The 17,579-nt window shown below is 61.3% G+C and carries 11 protein-coding genes and 1 other RNA gene; 7 read left to right on the forward strand and 5 right to left on the reverse strand.

The window, feature by feature from the left end:
* Positions 1-14: 14 nt before the first annotated feature.
* Positions 15-2,414 (reverse strand): xanthine dehydrogenase molybdopterin binding subunit, encoded by a 2,400-nt coding sequence (gene xdhB, locus CD58_RS09045; protein WP_025212700.1) that lies wholly within the window; start codon positions 2,412-2,414, stop codon positions 15-17.
* Entirely contained in the window at positions 2,407-3,861 is a 1,455-nt protein-coding gene (gene xdhA, locus CD58_RS09050; protein WP_025212701.1) for a xanthine dehydrogenase small subunit, read from the reverse strand. The genes xdhB and xdhA overlap by 8 nt, the downstream gene beginning before the upstream one ends.
* 393 nt (positions 3,862-4,254) lie before the next feature.
* On the opposite strand from xdhA, the gene CD58_RS09055 reads away from it, so the two are divergent.
* The 6 genes from CD58_RS09055 to ffs all read left to right on the forward strand — a co-directional run bounded on the left by CD58_RS09055 (position 4,255) and on the right by ffs (position 13,462).
* The gene (locus CD58_RS09055; RefSeq protein ID WP_025212702.1) at positions 4,255-4,914 is read left to right on the forward strand and encodes a GntR family transcriptional regulator; all 660 of its coding nucleotides are present in this window, start codon (positions 4,255-4,257) and stop codon (positions 4,912-4,914) included.
* A 2-nt stretch (positions 4,915-4,916) separates the two neighbouring features.
* Positions 4,917-8,405: a chromosome segregation protein SMC gene (smc, locus tag CD58_RS09060; RefSeq protein WP_025212703.1), complete on the forward strand. Its 3,489-nt coding sequence runs from the start codon at positions 4,917-4,919 to the stop codon at positions 8,403-8,405.
* Positions 8,406-8,663: 258 nt separating this feature from the next.
* Positions 8,664-9,509 carry a cell division protein ZipA gene (zipA, locus tag CD58_RS09065; RefSeq protein ID WP_025212704.1) on the forward strand — a complete coding sequence of 282 codons (846 nt, stop codon included), beginning with the start codon at positions 8,664-8,666 and terminating at the stop codon, positions 9,507-9,509.
* A gap of 131 nt (positions 9,510-9,640) precedes the next feature.
* Entirely contained in the window at positions 9,641-12,004 is a 2,364-nt protein-coding gene (gene ligA / locus CD58_RS09070; protein ID WP_025212705.1) for an NAD-dependent DNA ligase LigA, read from the forward strand.
* A 76-nt stretch (positions 12,005-12,080) separates the two neighbouring features.
* A complete protein-coding gene (locus tag CD58_RS09075; protein ID WP_025212706.1) occupies positions 12,081-13,241 on the forward strand; it encodes a zinc-binding metallopeptidase family protein in 1,161 nt (386 codons plus the stop codon).
* Positions 13,242-13,366: 125 nt separating this feature from the next.
* Positions 13,367-13,462, forward strand: an RNA gene (gene ffs, locus CD58_RS29140) — signal recognition particle sRNA small type.
* Positions 13,463-13,657: 195 nt separating this feature from the next.
* Here the strand turns inward: ffs and CD58_RS09080 are convergent.
* Positions 13,658-14,164, reverse strand: a complete 507-nt coding sequence (locus CD58_RS09080; RefSeq protein ID WP_025212707.1) for a DUF4823 domain-containing protein — start codon at positions 14,162-14,164, stop codon at positions 13,658-13,660.
* A gap of 202 nt (positions 14,165-14,366) precedes the next feature.
* The gene (locus tag CD58_RS09085; protein WP_025212708.1) at positions 14,367-14,681 is read right to left on the reverse strand and encodes a helix-turn-helix domain-containing protein; all 315 of its coding nucleotides are present in this window, start codon (positions 14,679-14,681) and stop codon (positions 14,367-14,369) included.
* 340 nt (positions 14,682-15,021) lie between these two features.
* On the opposite strand from CD58_RS09085, the gene CD58_RS09090 reads away from it, so the two are divergent.
* Positions 15,022-16,764, forward strand: coding sequence for a putative bifunctional diguanylate cyclase/phosphodiesterase (locus CD58_RS09090; RefSeq protein ID WP_025212709.1), 1,743 nt, complete (start codon positions 15,022-15,024; stop codon positions 16,762-16,764).
* Here the strand turns inward: CD58_RS09090 and CD58_RS09095 are convergent.
* A complete protein-coding gene (locus CD58_RS09095) occupies positions 16,716-17,483 on the reverse strand; it encodes a substrate-binding periplasmic protein (protein WP_025212710.1) in 768 nt (255 codons plus the stop codon). The two genes, CD58_RS09090 and CD58_RS09095, sit on opposite strands and share 49 nt — an antisense overlap.
* Between the last annotated feature and the right edge of the window lie 96 nt (positions 17,484-17,579).

Genomic DNA, 17,579 nt, shown 5'->3' on the forward strand with positions numbered 1-17,579 from the left:
GCCGCGCCTCGGTATCAGAGCGAAGCCAACTCGGTTTCAGCTTCTCCAACCTTCACTGTCTTCAGCTGCCGCATCTGCTCACACCCCCACAACACCCGCTCCGGCGTCGCCGGCGCGTCGATTTTCGGCTGGTGCCGGTAATCCCCCAGGCTCGCCACGGCGTCCTTGATGGCGCACCACGCGGCGATGCCGAGCATGAACGGCGGCTCGCCCACGGCTTTGGAATGGAACACCGTGTCTTCGGGGTTCTTGCGGTTTTCCACCAGTTTGACCCGCAGGTCCAGCGGCATGTCGGCCACGGCGGGGATCTTGTAGCTGGCCGGGCCATTGGTCATCAGCTTGCCCTTGTCGTTCCACACCAACTCTTCCATGGTCAGCCACCCCATGCCCTGGATGAACCCGCCCTCGACCTGGCCGATGTCGATGGCCGGGTTCAGCGAGGCGCCGACGTCGTGGAGGATGTCGGTGCGCAGCATCTTGTACTCGCCCGTGAGGGTGTCGACGATCACTTCGGCACACGCTGCGCCAAAGGCGTAGTAGTAGAAGGGCCGGCCACGGGCCTGGCTGCGGTCGTAATAGATTTTCGGGGTCTTGTAGAAGCCGGTGCTCGACAGCGAGACCTGGGCGAAATACGCCTGCTGCACCAGCGCCTCGAACGACAGGATGTGATCGCGTACCCGCACATGGCCGTTGTGGAATACCACGTCTTCTTCGCTGACCTTGTACTGCCGCGCGGCGAACTCCACCAGACGCCGCTTGATGGTTTCGGCGGCATTCTGCGCGGCCTTGCCGTTCAGGTCGGCGCCGCTGGAGGCAGCGGTGGGCGAGGTGTTCGGGACTTTGTCGGTGTTGGTCGCGGTGATCTGCACCCGGTCCATTTCCACCTGGAACACCTCGGCCACCACTTGGGCGACCTTGGTGTTCAGGCCCTGGCCCATTTCGGTGCCGCCATGGTTCAGGTGGATGCTGCCATCGGTGTAGACGTGGATCAGCGCGCCGGCCTGGTTGAGGAAACTGGCGGTGAACGAAATGCCGAATTTCACCGGCGTCAGCGCCAAGCCTTTTTTCAGGATCGGGCTATTGGCGTTGTAGCGGCGGATCGCTTCGCGGCGTTCGGCGTACTGGCTGCTTTGCTCAAGCTCGGCGGTCATTTCCTCGAGCATGTTGTGCTCGACGGTCTGGTAGTAGTGGGTGACGTTGCGTTCGGTCTTGCCGTAGTAGTTGGCCTTGCGCACGGCCAGCGGATCCAGACCCAGGTGCCGGGCGATGGCATCCATCACCTCTTCGATGGCGACCATGCCTTGTGGCCCGCCGAAACCACGGTAGGCGGTGTTCGAGGCGGTGTTGGTCTTGCAGCGGTGGCCGTTGATGGTCGCATCGCCCAAGTAATAGGCATTGTCGGCATGGAACATCGCCCGGTCGACAATCGACGCCGACAGGTCCGGCGAGCAACCGCAATTCCCCGCCAGTTCCAGGGCAATGCCGTGCAGGCGCCCGCTGCTGTCGAAACCCACGTCGTATTCGATGTAGAAGGGGTGGCGCTTGCCGGTCATCAGCATGTCTTCGACCCGGGGCAGGCGCATCTTGGTTGGCTGGCCCGTGAGGTGGGCGATGACCGCGCACAGGCACGCCGGGCTGGCGGCCTGGGTTTCCTTGCCACCGAATCCGCCGCCCATGCGGCGCATATCCACCACGACCTTGTTCATCGACACGCCCAGCACTTCGGCCACCAGTTTCTGCACTTCGGTGGGGTTCTGGGTGGAGCAATAGACGATCATGCCGCCATCTTCGGTGGGCATTACCGAGGAGATCTGGGTTTCCAGGTAAAAGTGTTCCTGGCCGCCGATGTGCAGCGAACCCTGGATGCGATGCTCGGCGCTCGCCAGGGCGGTGGCCGAGTCACCGCGTTGGTGGGTGTGGCTGTCGAGCACGAAATGCCGTTTGCGCAGGGCTTGGACAACATCCAGTACCGGCTCCAGGTCTTCGTATTCGACGATGGCTGCCATCGCGGCCTGGCGGGCGGTGTCCAGGTCCTTGGCGGCGACGGCCAGCACTGGTTGACCGACGAACTGCACGTCGTCGATGGCCAGCAGCGGATCGCCGGGCAGCAGCGGGCCGATGTCCTTCAGCCCCGGAATGTCGGCATGGGTAATGGCGATACGCACGCCTTCGAAGGCGTAGCAGGGCGCGGTGTCGATGCGGATGATCCGGGCGTGGGCGCGGTCTGACAGCCGGGCGTAAACGTGCAATTGGTTAGGGAATTCGAGACGGTCATCGATGTACTGCGCCTCGCCGGACACGTGCTTGGCGGCGCTGTCATGCTTGACGCTGCGGCCCACGCCGGTGGTCAGGTCGCGGGCGAACAGCTCGGCCAGTTCGGCTTGAGTCTTCTCTACGGTGTGATGGTTAGACATAAGCGGTCACCCGAGTCTCGATGTTCGGCGTTTGCAGTTCGATGAAGTATTTGCGCAACAGGTTGCGGGCGCTGAGCAGGCGGTATTCCTTGCTGGCGCGGAAGTCCGACAGCGGTGTGAAATCCTCGGCCAGGGCCGCGCAGGCGCGTTCGACGGTGTTGTCGTTCCACGGCGCACCGACCAGTACGGCTTCGCAATGCTTGGCGCGTTTGGGCGTCGCGGCCATGCCGCCGAAGGCGATCCGGGCATCGCGGACCACGCCATTGTCGATCCGCAGGTTGAACGCGGCGCACACGGCGGAAATGTCATCGTCCAGGCGCTTGGAAACTTTGTAGGCGCGAAACGCCTGCTCGGCACTGGCCCGGGGCACGATGATCTTCTCGATGAATTCGCTTTCCTGGCGTGCAGTGACGCGGTAGTCGATGAAATAGTCTTCCAGCGCCAGGGTGCGGCGGGTCTGGCCCTTGCACAGCACGATCTGCGCGCCGAGGGCGATCAGCAGCGGCGGGGAGTCGCCAATCGGCGACGCATTGCCGATGTTGCCGCCCAAGGTGCCTTGGTTGCGGATCTGCAGCGAGGCAAAGCGTTGCAGCAGTTCGCCGAAGTCCGGGTATTCGCCTTTCAAAGCCTCGTAACAATCGGAAAGCGCTGTGGCGGCACCGATCTCCAGGCGATCATCGAAGCGTTCGATGCGCTTGAGCTCGGCCACGTTGCCCACGTAGATCATCACCGGCAGGGTGCGGTGAAACTGCGTGACTTCCAACGCCAGGTCGGTGCCGCCGGCCAACAGGCGCGCCTGGGGATAAGCATCATAGAGATCGGCCAGGTCGGCCACGGTCAGCGGTACCAGGCAGCGCTTGTCGCCGCTGTTGAGTTCGCCGGTTTCGGTCGGGGCGATGGCTTTGAGGCGGGCGATGGTATCGGCCTCGCGGGCGTCGAACTGGTCCGGCTGCTTACCGCAGCAGGCCTGCTCGGCCGCGGCCAGGATCGGCCGGTAGCCGGTGCAGCGACAGAGGTTGCCGGCCAAGGCTTCGTGGGCCTTGTGCGCGTCGGGTTGCGCGCTGTTCTTTTGCAAGGCAAACAGCGACATGACGAAGCCAGGTGTACAGAAACCGCACTGCGAACCGTGGCAATCGACCATCGCCTGCTGGACGCTGTGCAACTGACCCTGGTGCTTGAGGTCTTCGACGCTGATCAGTTGCTTGCCGTGCAGGGCCGAGACGAAGGTCAGGCATGAATTGAGACTGCGATAGCGCATGCGCTCACGGCCGGTTTCATCCATGTGCAGTTCGCCGACCACCACGGTGCACGCGCCACAGTCGCCGCTGGCGCAGCCTTCTTTGGTACCGGATTTACCGACGTGCTCGCGTAAATAGTTGAGCACGGTCAGGTTCGGGTCCAGGGCGTGCTCGCTACGGAGTTCCTGGTTGAGTAAAAACTGGATCACGGAAGGCCTCGCAGACTCATTATTGTTGTATCGACTTGGGCCGAATTTATCAGTTCTGACTTTTCGGTCAATGATTTTCTGACTTAAAGGTCAGGAAAATTCGTTTGGTCGATAAACAACGGTTTCGGGTATTGATCCTCGAGGGATGTCCTATACCCATCAGTTAAGCGCAAATCCCTGTGGGAGCGGGCTTGCTCGCGAAGACGGGGTTTCTGCCGGTAGATTTTTTGCGGACGGACTGGCCTCTTCGCGAGCAAGCCCGCTCCCACAAGGGCCGGACCACTAAAAAATTGCTTATATCGTGCCAAAAACCCGGTGCAGGCCCTGCGCCATGACGTATTGAGTGCGCTACACTGCGCCGCTTGTGCAAATCGAAGAGTTTGAAGGACAACCATGACGTTCAAGGCCCCGGACAGCCTCGCCGAGCAAATCGCCCATCATCTCGCCGAGCGCATCATTCGCGGCGAAATGAAGCCGGGAGAGCGCATCCAGGAGCAAAAGGTCACGTTGGCGCTCAATGTCAGCCGCGGCTCGGTGCGCGAGGCCCTGCTGATTCTGGAGCGGCGCCACCTGATCGCCATCCTGCCGCGCCGTGGCGCGCACGTCACCGAGCTCACCGAACACAATGTGCGCAGTCTTTGTGCGCTGATGAGTGAGTTGTACATCCTGCTGGGCCATGCCGTGGCCCATGGCTGGCAGGATCAAGCCGACATGGCGCCGTTCGTGGCCATCCAGCAGCGTCTCAAGGACGCGTTTGCACGCCAGGACATCCGCACCTTTGTCGACGAAAGCTTCAGCGTGATGCGCGCTGCGTATCCGTTCGCCAACAACCCTTACTTGCAGGAAACCGTCGAGAACCTGCAACCGGCCATGAGTCGCGCCTATTTTCTCGCCCTGGAACAACGCAAGGCTGAAATGGGCGAGTTTCTCGATCTGTTCCAGCGCCTGCTCGCCGCTGTGCTGGCCCGTGATTTGCCGCAGATCCGCATCGTGCTGACGGCCTACGCCCAGCGCAGTTGCGATCTGGTGGTCTCTGCCCTGACGAAGGCCTGAACGTGCGGCTCAAGTGCATCAAATTGGCGGGGTTCAAATCCTTCGTCGACCCGACCACGGTGAACTTCCCCAGTAATATGGCGGCGGTGGTCGGGCCCAATGGCTGCGGCAAGTCGAACATCATCGACGCCGTGCGCTGGGTGATGGGCGAGAGCTCGGCCAAGAACCTGCGCGGCGAGTCGATGACCGACGTCATCTTCAACGGCTCCACCAGCCGCAAACCGGTGAGCCAGGCCAGCATCGAGCTGGTGTTCGACAACTCCGACGGCACCCTGGTTGGCGAATATGCGGCTTATGCGGAGATTTCCATTCGTCGCAAAGTGACCCGCGACAGCCAGAACAGTTACTTCCTCAACGGCACCAAGTGCCGGCGTCGCGACATCACCGATATTTTCCTCGGCACCGGCCTGGGCCCGCGCAGCTACTCGATCATCGAGCAGGGCATGATCTCCAAGCTGATCGAGGCCAAGCCCGAGGACCTGCGCAACTTCATCGAAGAAGCCGCCGGCATCTCCAAGTACAAGGAGCGGCGCCGCGAAACCGAAAACCGCATCCGCCGCACCCACGAAAACCTCGCCCGCCTGACCGACCTGCGCGAAGAACTCGAGCGCCAGCTCGAACGCCTGCACCGTCAGGCCGAGGCCGCCAAGAAGTACCAGGAATACAAGGGCGAGGAGCGTCAGCTCAAGGCCCAGTTGTCGGCCCTGCGCTGGCAGGCGTTGAACGAGCAGGTTGGCCAGCGCGAGGCCGTCATCGGCAACCAGGAAGTCAGCTTTGAGGCGTTGGTGGCCGAACAGCGCAACGCCGATGCCGCCATCGAGCGCCTGCGGGACGGGCACCACGACCTGTCCGAGCGCTTCAACCTGGTGCAAGGGCGCTTCTACTCCGTGGGCGGCGACATCGCCCGGGTCGAACAGAGCATCCAGCATGGCCAGCAACGGCTGCGTCAGTTGCAGGATGATTTGAAGGAAGCCGAGCGGGCGCGCCTGGAAACCGAATCCCACCTGGGCCACGACCGCACGCTGCTGCTGACCCTTGGTGAAGAGCTGGACAGGCTCACGCCGGAACAGGAAGTCACCAGCGCCGCCGCCGAAGAAGCCGCTGCCGCCCTGGAAGAGGCCGAGCTGACCATGCACGGCTGGCAAGAGCAGTGGGACAGTTTCAACCTGGCCTCGGCCGAGCCGCGGCGTCAGGCTGAGGTCCAGCAATCGCGTATCCAACAGTTGGAAACCAGCATGGAGCGCCTGGCCGAGCGTCAGCGCCGCCTGGCCGAAGAACGCGCCTTGCTCGCGGCGGACCCGGAAGACGCGGCGATTCTTGACCTGGGCGAGCAACTGGCGGCCAGCGAAGCCACGCTCGAAGATTTGCAGGCCAGTGAAGACGCCCAGGTCGAACGGCTTGAGCAACTGCGCCAGGCCTTGCAACTGGCCTTGCAGAACCAGCAACAGGCCCAGGGCGAATTGCAGCGGCTCAATGGGCGCCTGGCCTCGTTGGAGGCCCTGCAGCAAGCCGCGCTGGACCCGGGCACCGGCACCGCCGAGTGGTTGCGCGACCAGCACCTGGCCGAACGCCCGCGGCTGGCGGAGGGCCTGAAGGTCGATGCCGGCTGGGAACTGGCAGTGGAAACCGTGCTGGGCGCGGACCTGCAAGCAGTGCTGGTGGATGACTTCGGCGGCTTCGACCTGTCGGGCTTCACCCAGGGCGATCTGCGTCTGCTCAGCCCGGCCGGCGACGGCGTGCGCGTGCCCGGCAGTTTGCTGGACAAAGTCGAGGCCCAGGTCGATCTGTCGCCGTGGCTGGGGCAGGTCAAGCCGGTGGAAAGCCTTGAGCAGGCTTTGGCTCTGCGCGGACAGTTGGCGGTAGGCGAAAGCCTGATCAGCCGGGACGGCTACTGGGTCGGCCGGCATTTCCTGCGGGTGCGCCGGGCCAGCGAAGCCGAGAGCGGCATGCTCGCCCGGGGCCAGGAAATCCAACGCTTGAGCGCCGAGCGCGAAGAGCGCGAGGCCAGCGTCGAAGCCCTGGAAACCGAATTGCAAAACTTGCGGGCGCAACAGCGTCAACAGGAGAACGGCCGCGAGCACCTGCGTCGACTGTTGCAGGATGAGGCCCGCCAACAAGGCGAGCTCAAGGCGCAGTTATCGGCCGGCAGGGCCAAGCTCGAACAACTGGCCCTGCGTCGCACCCGCCTGGAAGAAGAGATCGCCGAGCTGGGCGAGCAGCGGGCCTTGGAGCACGAACAGATCGGTGAGGCGCGCCTGCAATTGCAGGAAGCCCTCGATGCCATGGCGCTGGACACCGAACAGCGCGAACTGCTGCTGGCCCAGCGCGACAGCCTGCGTGAACGCCTGGACCGAGTACGCCAGGAAGCTCGCCAGCACAAGGATCATGCCCATCAGTTGGCGGTGCGCCTGGGCTCGCTCAAGGCTCAATACGATTCCACGCGCCAGGCCTTGGAACGGCTGGAAATGCAATCCGAACGCCTGACCGAGAAGCGCGAGCAGTTGAGCCTCAATCTGGAGGAGGGCGAAGCGCCGCTGGAAGAGCTGCGCCTCAAGCTCGAAGAGTTGCTCGACAAGCGCATGAGCGTCGACGAAGAACTCAAGACCGCGCAAATTGCCCTGGAAGACGCCGACCGCGAATTGCGCGACGCCGAGAAACGCCGCAGCCAGGCCGAGCAGCAATCCCAGCTGATTCGCGGCCAGATGGAACAGCAGCGCATGGAATGGCAAGCCCTGACGGTGCGGCGCAAAGCCTTGCAGGACCAATTGCTCGAAGATGGCTACGACCTCAACGGCGTGCTTGCCACCTTGGTGGCCGGGGCGAACGAGAAAGACGCCGAAGAGGAGCTGGAACGCATTGCCCAGCGCATCCAGCGGTTGGGGGCGATCAACCTGGCGGCCATCGACGAGTACCAGCAGCAGTCCGAGCGCAAGCGCTATCTGGATGCCCAGAACGACGACCTGGTGGAAGCGCTGGAGACCCTGGAAAACGTCATTCGCAAAATCGACAAGGAAACCCGCAATCGCTTCAAGGATACCTTTGATCAGATCAACGGCGGTTTGCAGGCCCTTTTTCCAAAAGTTTTCGGTGGCGGCAGCGCCTACTTGGAACTGACGGGCGAAGATTTACTCGATACAGGGGTGACAATCATGGCGCGTCCTCCTGGCAAGAAGAACAGCACCATCCATTTGCTCTCCGGTGGCGAAAAGGCACTGACCGCCCTGGCCCTGGTTTTTGCCATCTTCAAGTTGAACCCGGCGCCGTTCTGCATGCTCGATGAAGTCGACGCACCGCTGGACGACGCTAACGTAGGCCGTTACGCACGGCTGGTGAAGGAAATGTCCGAAACGGTGCAGTTCATCTACATCACCCACAACAAGATCGCCATGGAAATGGCCGATCAGCTGATGGGTGTGACCATGCATGAGCCGGGCTGCTCGCGACTGGTGGCGGTGGATGTGGAGGAGGCGATGGCCATGGTGGATGCCTGAAACACAGGCCGTAGGGCATGTACCTGGAGCGCTGTAGGTGTTTTTTACCCCTGGGCCTGTTGTCCAATCCACAGATTGGGCACAAGCCCATGCGACAGACGGTGTAAAGTTATCTTTGGTCGTGCTAGTTTAATGTCAATTTTTCGTATGCGTGGGCAAAACGCCATTCAGAACATAGAGTTGGCGCCACGTTTTAAAGCGGTTTGCAAATAGCTAAGCCCCTTATTTTTCAGCATTTTTATAGAGGCACGGGATTACATGGAAATCGGTCTGCGCGAGTGGCTGATCGTCATCGGCATTATTGTCATTGCCGGTATTCTTTTCGACGGCTGGCGCCGCATGCGCGGTGGCAAGGGGAAACTGAAGTTTCGTCTTGATCGCAGCCTGTCGAACCTGCCGGACGACGACGGCAACGCCGAGTTGCTGGGCCCGCCCCGGGTGCTGGACACCCATAAGGAACCGCAGTTGGACGAGCACGACCTGCCGTCGATGAGCGCGCCTGTGCGTGAGCCTCGGGAATCGGGTTCCAAGCGCGGCAAGCGCAACAGCGAGCCGTCCCAGGGCGACCTGAACCTCAATCTTGACCTGGACGGCGGCCCGAGCTTCAGCAGCCGCGACGACGATTTCCCGGACGATAACAAAACCTCGAACGCCGACAAAGACCAGGCCCAGGCCGAAGAAGTGCTGGTGATCAGCGTGATCTGCCGCGACCCGGCCGGCTTCAAGGGCCCGGCGTTGTTGCAGAACATCCTGGAAAGCGGCCTGCGCTTTGGCGAGATGGACATTTTCCACCGCCACGAAAGCATGGCCGGCAATGGTGAGGTGCTGTTCTCCATGGCCAACGCCGTCAAGCCAGGCGTGTTCGACCTGGACGACATCGACCACTTCAGCACCCCTGCCGTCAGTTTCTTCCTGGGCCTGCCAGGTCCACGTCATCCCAAGCAGGCTTTCGACGTGATGGTGGCTGCCGCACGCAAGCTGTCCCAGGAGCTCAATGGCGAACTGAAGGATGACCAGCGCAGCGTGCTGACTGCCCAAACCATCGAGCATTACCGCCAGCGCATCGTCGAATTCGAACGCCGCGCGCTGACCCAGAAGCGCTGAGCGATGGACGGCTCTCAAACCCAGAGAGCTTATGTGGCGAGGGAGCTTGCTCCCGCTGGGGTGCGAAGCACCCTATGTATCAAGAAAATCGAGCAGCCTAGGCTGCTCTTTTGCTTTATGAGAGAACACCCATGAACGCCGTCGAAACCCGCATCCAACAGCTGCGCACTGAGTTGGATCAGCATAACTACCGCTACCACGTCCTCGACGAGCCGAGCATTCCGGACGCCGAATACGACCGCCTGTTCCACGAGCTCAAGGCCCTGGAAGAGCAGCATCCGGACTTGGTGACCAGCGATTCCCCGACCCAACGGGTCGGCAGCGTGGCACTGTCGGCGTTCAGCCAGGTGCGGCACGAGATCCCGATGCTCAGCCTGGGCAACGCCTTCGACGAAGTCACTATGCGCGAGTTCGACCGCCGGGTAACCGAAGGCCTCGACTTGCCTGTCGGCGATCTATTGGGCGGTGGCGCGGCGGTGGAATACAGCTGCGAGCCGAAGCTCGATGGCCTGGCGGTCAGCCTGTTGTACCAGGATGGCATGCTGGTGCGCGGTGCCACGCGCGGTGACGGCACCACCGGTGAGGACATCAGCGTCAATGTACGTACCGTGCGCAATATCCCCCTCAAGTTGCAGGGCAGCGGTTGGCCGCCGGTGCTGGAAGTGCGCGGCGAGGTGTACATGTCCAAGGCCGGCTTCGAGCGCCTCAACGCCACGCAACTGGAGGCGGGCGGCAAGACCTTCGCCAACCCGCGTAACGCGGCGGCCGGCAGCCTGCGCCAGCTGGATTCGAAGATCACCGCCAACCGCCCGCTGGAGTTCTGCTGCTACGGCATCGGCCAGGTGAGCGCGGACATTGCCGATACGCACATCGGCAATCTCAAGCAGCTCAAGGCCTGGGGCATGCCCATCAGCCGTGAGCTGAAACTGGCCCACGGCATCGACGAATGCCTGGACTACTACCGCGACATCGGCGAGCGGCGCAACGCATTGCCTTATGAAATCGACGGTGTGGTGTTCAAGGTCAACAGCATTGCCTCCCAGCGTGAACTGGGCTTTCGCGCGCGCGAGCCGCGTTGGGCCATCGCCCATAAATTCCCGGCCACCGAAGAACTCACCGAGTTGCTCGACGTCGAGTTCCAGGTCGGCCGCACCGGGGCCGTCACGCCCGTGGCACGACTCAGGCCGGTGAAAGTTGCCGGCGTGACCGTGGCCAACGCCACACTGCACAACATGGACGAAGTGGCGCGCCTGGGCCTGATGATCGGCGATACCGTGATTATCCGCCGTGCCGGTGACGTAATTCCGCAAGTGGTGCAAGTGATCACCGAGCGCCGCCCGGACGATGCCCGTCCGGTCGAGGTCCCCAAACAGTGCCCGGTCTGCGGCTCCCATGTCGAGCGCACGCAGTTGATCAAGCGCAGCAAGGGCCGCGAGACCATCAGCGAAGGCGCGGTGTACCGCTGCGTCGGTCGCCTGGCCTGTGGCGCGCAACTCAAGCAGGCGATCATTCATTTTGTGTCGCGTCGGGCCATGGACATCGAGGGGCTGGGCGAGAAGAGCGTCGAGCAACTGGTGGACGAGGGCCTGGTGGGCTCGCCCGCCGATCTGTATGCCCTGACGTTCGAGCAAGTGGTCGACCTGGAAGGTTTCGCCGAACTGTCGAGCAAGAACCTGCTGGCCGCCATCGTCGACAGCAAGAAGCCGAGCCTGGCGCGCTTCATCTATGCCCTCGGCATTCCGGACGTGGGCGAGGAAACCGCCAAGGTCCTGGCCCGCTCCCTCGGTTCGCTGGAGCGCGTGCAGGCGGCTTTGCCCCAAGTGCTCACGTATCTGCCGGATGTCGGCCTGGAAGTGGCCTACGAGATTCACAGCTTCTTTGAAGACCCGCACAACCGCCAGGTGATCAAGGACCTGCTGCGCCACGGCCTCGATATCCAGGACCAGGGCGAGTTGGGCGCCGAATTTTCCGCCAGCACGACGCTGGGCGGTTTTCTCGACAAGCTGCACATTCCGTCGGTCGGGCCGGGTGGGGCGCAGAAACTGGCGGACAAGTTCGGCTCCCTCGAAGCGGTAATGAGCGCCGACTGGCTGGACATGCGCCAGGCGTTGCCAGAAAAACAGGCCAACGCCGTGCGCGAGTTCTTCGCCATCGCCGCCAATCGCCAACAGGCCGAGGCTGCGGAGCAGCAGCTGCGGGACTTCGGCATGCATTGGCAAAGCGAGAAAAAAGTCGTCGAAGGCCTGCCCGAAGCGGGACACACCTGGGTGTTGACCGGCTCGCTGGAGTTGATGAGCCGCGATGTCGCCAAGGACAAGCTGGAAAGCCTGGGGGCCAAGGTGGCCGGTTCGGTGTCAGCGAAAACCCATTGCGTCGTGGCCGGGCCGGGTGCGGGTTCGAAGTTGGCCAAGGCGAATGAGTTGGGGGTGAAGGTACTGGATGAAGAGGCCTTTGTCGGTTTTTTGAGTAGGCACGGCATCACGGTTTCGTCGTGATCATTCCCGCGCCCTGCGTGGGAACGATCATGCTCGAAGGATGATCTAGTCTTGCAGGCTCCTGGGAAAGATCGCCATGTACCGCTTCTTCGAACAACTGAGCTCACGCATCGCGGCGCCTTTCATGGGCGACCGCTCACGCAACAGTAAGATCTGGTCGTGCCGCTGCGGCCAGTCCCTGTTTTTTCGCAACAGCCAATGCCTGGCTTGCCTGGCGGTGCTGGGCTATCAGCCTGAGCAGAGTCGCCTGTCGTCCTTGCAACCCGGCGAGCAACCCGACACCTGGACGCTGGACGTCGACCCGCAAGCCGGACTGTTCCGTCGTTGCGCCAACCTCGACACGCCGGCGGCGTGCAATTGGCTGTTACCGGCCAACGGCTACGATACCTTGTGCATCGCCTGCAGCCTGAATCGCACCATTCCCGACCTGTCGATCCCGGAAAATCCCGAACGCTGGCGCAAAGTAGAAACCGCCAAGCGCCGGCTGGTGGCGCAACTGATCACCCTTGGCTTGCCGGTCATCCCGAAAACCGTCGATGAAAATATCGGCCTGGCGTTCGACTTCATCGGCGTCGACCCTGATGGCACGCCGCCGACCACGGGGCATGCCAGCGGGTTGGTCACCCTCGACATCAAAGAGGCTGACGATGCCCATCGTGAATACGTGCGCCAGCAGATGCGCGAGCCGTATCGCACCTTGCTCGGGCATTTTCGTCACGAAGTGGGTCACTATTATTGGGATCGCTTGATCGCCAACAGTCACTGGCTCGAGGCCTTTCGCGAGCTGTTTGGCAACGAGCGCGCCAGTTACGCCGAAGCCCTGGAGCGCCACTACCAGCAAGGCGCGCCGTTGGACTGGCAAACCCGCTACGTCAGTGCCTACGCCACCATGCACCCTTGGGAAGACTGGGCCGAAACCTGGGCCCACTACCTGCACATGATGGACGCCGTGGACACCGCGCTGGGGTTCGGCATGAGTGCCCGGGAAATGGATTTTGATTACCAGCCGTTCCCGCCCGAGACCTTGTACGACCCCGAACACACAGGCGGCGAGGCCTTCCTCTCATTCGTCAACGCTTGGATCGAACTGGCCGGCATGCTCAACGAACTGTCCCGCAGCATGGGCCAGCCGGATTTCTACCCGTTCGTCGTACCGGCCGCCGTCATCACCAAGCTGCATTTCATCCATCTGGTGATCCAGGAAGAGGGTGGCCGGGCGGATGAGGTGCTGTTGTAGCTTTGCTCCCACGGCAAGTGCTTGAACATCTTCAGTTTTTTAATCCGGCGGGAACGGTTGTAACTTCTCGTCAGATAGGTACAATGGCGCGGCTCGCCGTCAGGCGGGCGTCGTTATGGTGACCCCATCGGTCCCCCGCAACGATTACCCGTGAACCTGGTCAGATCCGGAAGGAAGCAGCCACAGCGGGAACATTGTGTGCCGGGGTGTGGCTGGTGGGGTTGCCTCCATAACGCCCAGGCCTTCGTTCGCAAGGCTTTTTGAATTCCAAATTTCTTTTTGTTTGCTGATCGATATCGATCGTTGCTTTCTGCTGTCCCGGCTTTGGCCAGGCAGGGCAGTCGAAGCCCAAAAAAGCAGCCCGGTCCTATTGCACATCGACAGGGCCGGGCTCAGAAACGCTTGCGGTTCTGCGGTCAGTATTGAGCCTTTACATACTCAGCAATCGGCTCCTGCAGCAGGTCCTGTGGATGATCCCCGCCAAAGGTCGCCCATTTGCTTTTACCCGTCAGGATCGCAGACCCCAACGGTTCCGCGCCCGTCGGGCCATAGATGGCGAGCTTCACTTCAATCTTGTCGGGGATGCCTGACCATTCTGTGGCGCGTTCTTCCCAATGGAGGATTTCCGGGATGACGTAGTAGCCCGAGGGGCTGTTTTGTCTCAGGCAGCTCAGTTCACGGCACGCGCCCATGACCGTCACACGGTTGGTGTAATGAGAGAAGGCCGTTTTAACGGCGGCGGCTGTCATGTCGCCGGAAGCAGGGTATACCGTCGTTTCGTAGCGGCCGTCGATCGGCGTGGCGATGGCGATTGGCATTTGCCGATCAAGTTTTGCCTGGCTGGGGAATACATCTTGTTGTGCATATTTAGCGGTGCAGCCGGTGGCGAGTAGCGAAATAAGGATGATCGAGAGTTTATGCACGGTGTGCCCTTGGGATTCTATTGATGTCAGCGGGTCGCAGGCATCATGGGGATGCAAGATGGGCTTTGATAGTCGGGGTTCGCGGTCGGCGATGTCAACGTGACATTAGTTGTTGGCTCACCGACGGAATCGAAGGGCATGGGTACCGGTTGCCTGTTGGACAAGCCAAAGAGAAGCCAGGCCTGTCTTTTTCATGACGGCATCAAGACTTGGACATCGCCTGGTCAACCGCGGCGATCAGCTTCCCCAGGTCCTTCGGCGTGGCTTTGTGTATGACACCGAACAGATAGGCCCGCTGTTCGTCTTCCTCGCTCATGTCGGTGAAGAACGCTTTCAGCTGCACATCCAGAACGTTGGCAAGCAGGAACAAGGCTTCGACGCTGGGGGTGTAGGTGCCGGTTTCGAAGCGGCTGATGGTTTTTGGGTCAAAACCGGTTTTTTCGCCAAGTTCAGCCTGAGTCAGCCCCGCTACTTTGCGATAGCGTCTGATGGCCGCACCCAAACTTGAAATTTGCATCGCTTAATTCCCATTTAGAATCAAGAACTTAACGATAGATTTTTGCATTAGGCAACTGCATGATTCATCACCTTGACTTGCAAAATGTGATGTGTTTCGTAGAATCGGCCTTTGGCACGGGTGTTTAGTGACCTGCTTCAGAAGCCGGGATGTGCGAAAAGAGTGGGTCTTGCGTTTCTTGCCGCGACACAAGGCAGGGGCCTGCTCCCTCTCTGGCAGTGCCTCCAGGGCCCGCGCTCCAGCTTATCTCAAGGTGTTTGAGCCTAGTTGATTTTCGCCTGTTCCAGAGGCGGTGCAACCGCGCGCGACAAATGAGCCTGACTCATGGATGACTGCTTCGATGGATAAGAAGTACCGCAGAGCCGTTGACGCCGCCGCGATTTTTTCCGAAACCGATCTGAGCGGGCGCATCACTTACGTCAACGACCAATTTTGTAGCCTTTTTGGTTACCAGCGCGATGAGTTGCTGGGTGCGAACCATCGCCTGCTCAATTCCGGCCAACACCCCGACGAGTTTTTCAGCACCATGTGGCACACCATTGCCCAGGGGCAGGTCTGGAAAGGGGAAATTTGTAACCGGGCCAAGGACGGAACGCTGCATTGGGTCGATACCACCCTGGTTCCGGTGATCGACGATGAGACCGGACAAGTCGAACGCTACCTGGCGATTCGCTTCGACGTCAGTGAAAAGCGTCGGCTGTTGCACTCCTTGCAATGGCGGGTCGGACACGATGTGCTGACCGGGTTGCCCAACCGCACCTACTTGTCCGAGCTGCTGGATCAGGCCCTGGCGTTCTCTCGCGCGGAAAATCTACCCCTGGCGGTGTGCATGCTCGACCTTGATGGCTTCAAGGCCGTCAACGATGGTCATGGCCACGCCAGTGGCGATCGGCTGTTGGTGGAGGTTGCCAGGCGTTTGCGCAGTATCGTGCGTGGCGAAGACGTGGTGGCTCGGTTGGCCGGGGACGAGTTCGTGCTGGTGCTGCGCCATGTGCGTGGAATGGATGAATTGAATGCCGCGCTGAATCGCGTATTGGTCGCCGTTTCAATGCCGTATGCCATCGACGGCAAGGGCATCAAGGTCTTCGCCAGCATTGGCGTCACGCTGTTCCCTTGGGACAACGAAAACGCCGAGACCCTGTTGCGCCACGCCGACCAGGCGATGTACGTGGCCAAACAAAGTGGCCGTAATCGTTTCCATCTGTTCGATGTGTCCCGGGACAAGGAGGTCCGGGCTACTTATCAGACTGTCGAACGGGTCCGCCAGGCGATGGCGACTCACGAGCTGCGGCTGCACTTCCAGCCCAAGGTCAATATGCGCAACGGCGCTGTGGTCGGCCTGGAGGCGTTGCTGCGCTGGAAACATCCACAGCGTGGCCTGATCCCTCCTCGGGAGTTCCTGCCGCTGGTAGAGGAAACCGACCTGATCGTCGAGATCGGCGAGTGGGTGATGGAGCAGGTGTTGACCCAGCTGCAGCAGTGGCAGCTGGCAGGGCAGGGCTGGCCAGTGAGCATCAATATCTCGGCACGGCATTTTCAGCGTACGGATTTCGTCGAGCGCCTGCGAGACGTCTTGGAGCGGCACCCGACGGTGTCTCCGCGCATGCTGGATCTGCAAATTGTCGAATCCGTCGCCGTGGAGAATCTCGCACATGTCAGTGCCTGCCTCCAGGCGTGTCAGGCCCTGGGCGTGGGGTTTTCACTGGGCGGCTTCGGTACGGGTTATTGCTCGCTCAACGACCTCAAGCACCTGCGCACGCAAACCATCAAGATCGACAAGGCCTTTGTCCGCGATATTCTCGATGACCGGGACGACTTGGCGCTGACCGAAGCGGTGATCGGCCTTGCCCGGGCGTTTGGTCGCCAAGTCGTCGCCGAGGGATTGGACAGCCTTGAACATGGGCAACTGCTGCTGCGCCTGGGCTGCGAGGTGGCGCAAGGCTATTTCATCGCCCGGCCCATGCCGCCCGAACTGGTTCCCGGGTGGGTGACGGGGTTCATTCCGCCGTTGCAATGGCAGCAGCGGCCAGGCATTCAGGGAGAGTCCGCCGCGGTTTCCGATGCTTCACTGCGACCCGTGTAGAGCTGGATGATCGCGTCGATTTCCCCTGATATTTTCATTTTTTGCAAGGTGAGCAGAATGCGTTGCGCTGAAATTTTCAGGTCAGCGCGCACGTAACAACTCAACTGCTGTTGCTGGATAACTGCCACTTCGTGCAATTGCCGGTCAGCGGTATGCCGTTGATTGAACCAGTCCAGCGCCCACTGGTTGCTGACCGCATAGCGATAGCGGCCGGCCAGCAGTTTGGCCAGCACTTGTTCCTGGTTGCGCGCATCGTCACGCCGCAGGTGCCCGCCGTCGAACAGAGGCTGCAGGGTCGGATAGGAATAGCTGAGCACGGTGCCGATGGGCTGGAGCGGTAGCGTCGCTGGCGTCACCTCGGCGGGGGCGCTCGCGGTGCCGACGAGTATGTCGCGCTGGAAAAACAGCGGGACACTCCAGAGATAGTCGCCATCCTTGTCGGCAACCCAATCGGGGGTGACATAACAACGTATGTCGACTTCGCCGTGTTTCATGGCAGCGTCCAGGCGAGCGCGGGACAGGACGTGAAATTCAGCCGGCATGCCTATTTGGGTCGCCAGGCTGGTCATGATGTCGGGAATGATGCCCTGGGTCGGATGGCCCCGCTCGATCTGCACCATAGGCATGGCCCAGCCATCGCTGATGGCGAATCGCAACGGTACTTCTTCGGCAAAACAGCCTGTACCCACCAACAGCAAAGCCCCCATGGCTGAGCGCATAAACTCTCCTGACTGTGTAAAACCGGTCGACAACCGAGTCCCTGACCCAAGCTTAGTCAGATTAGACGAGTACACTGGATGCAATTTCGCCCCTGC

It is taken from the genome of Pseudomonas brassicacearum (assembly GCF_000585995.1).
In the GTDB taxonomy this organism is placed as follows: domain Bacteria; phylum Pseudomonadota; class Gammaproteobacteria; order Pseudomonadales; family Pseudomonadaceae; genus Aquipseudomonas; species Aquipseudomonas brassicacearum_A.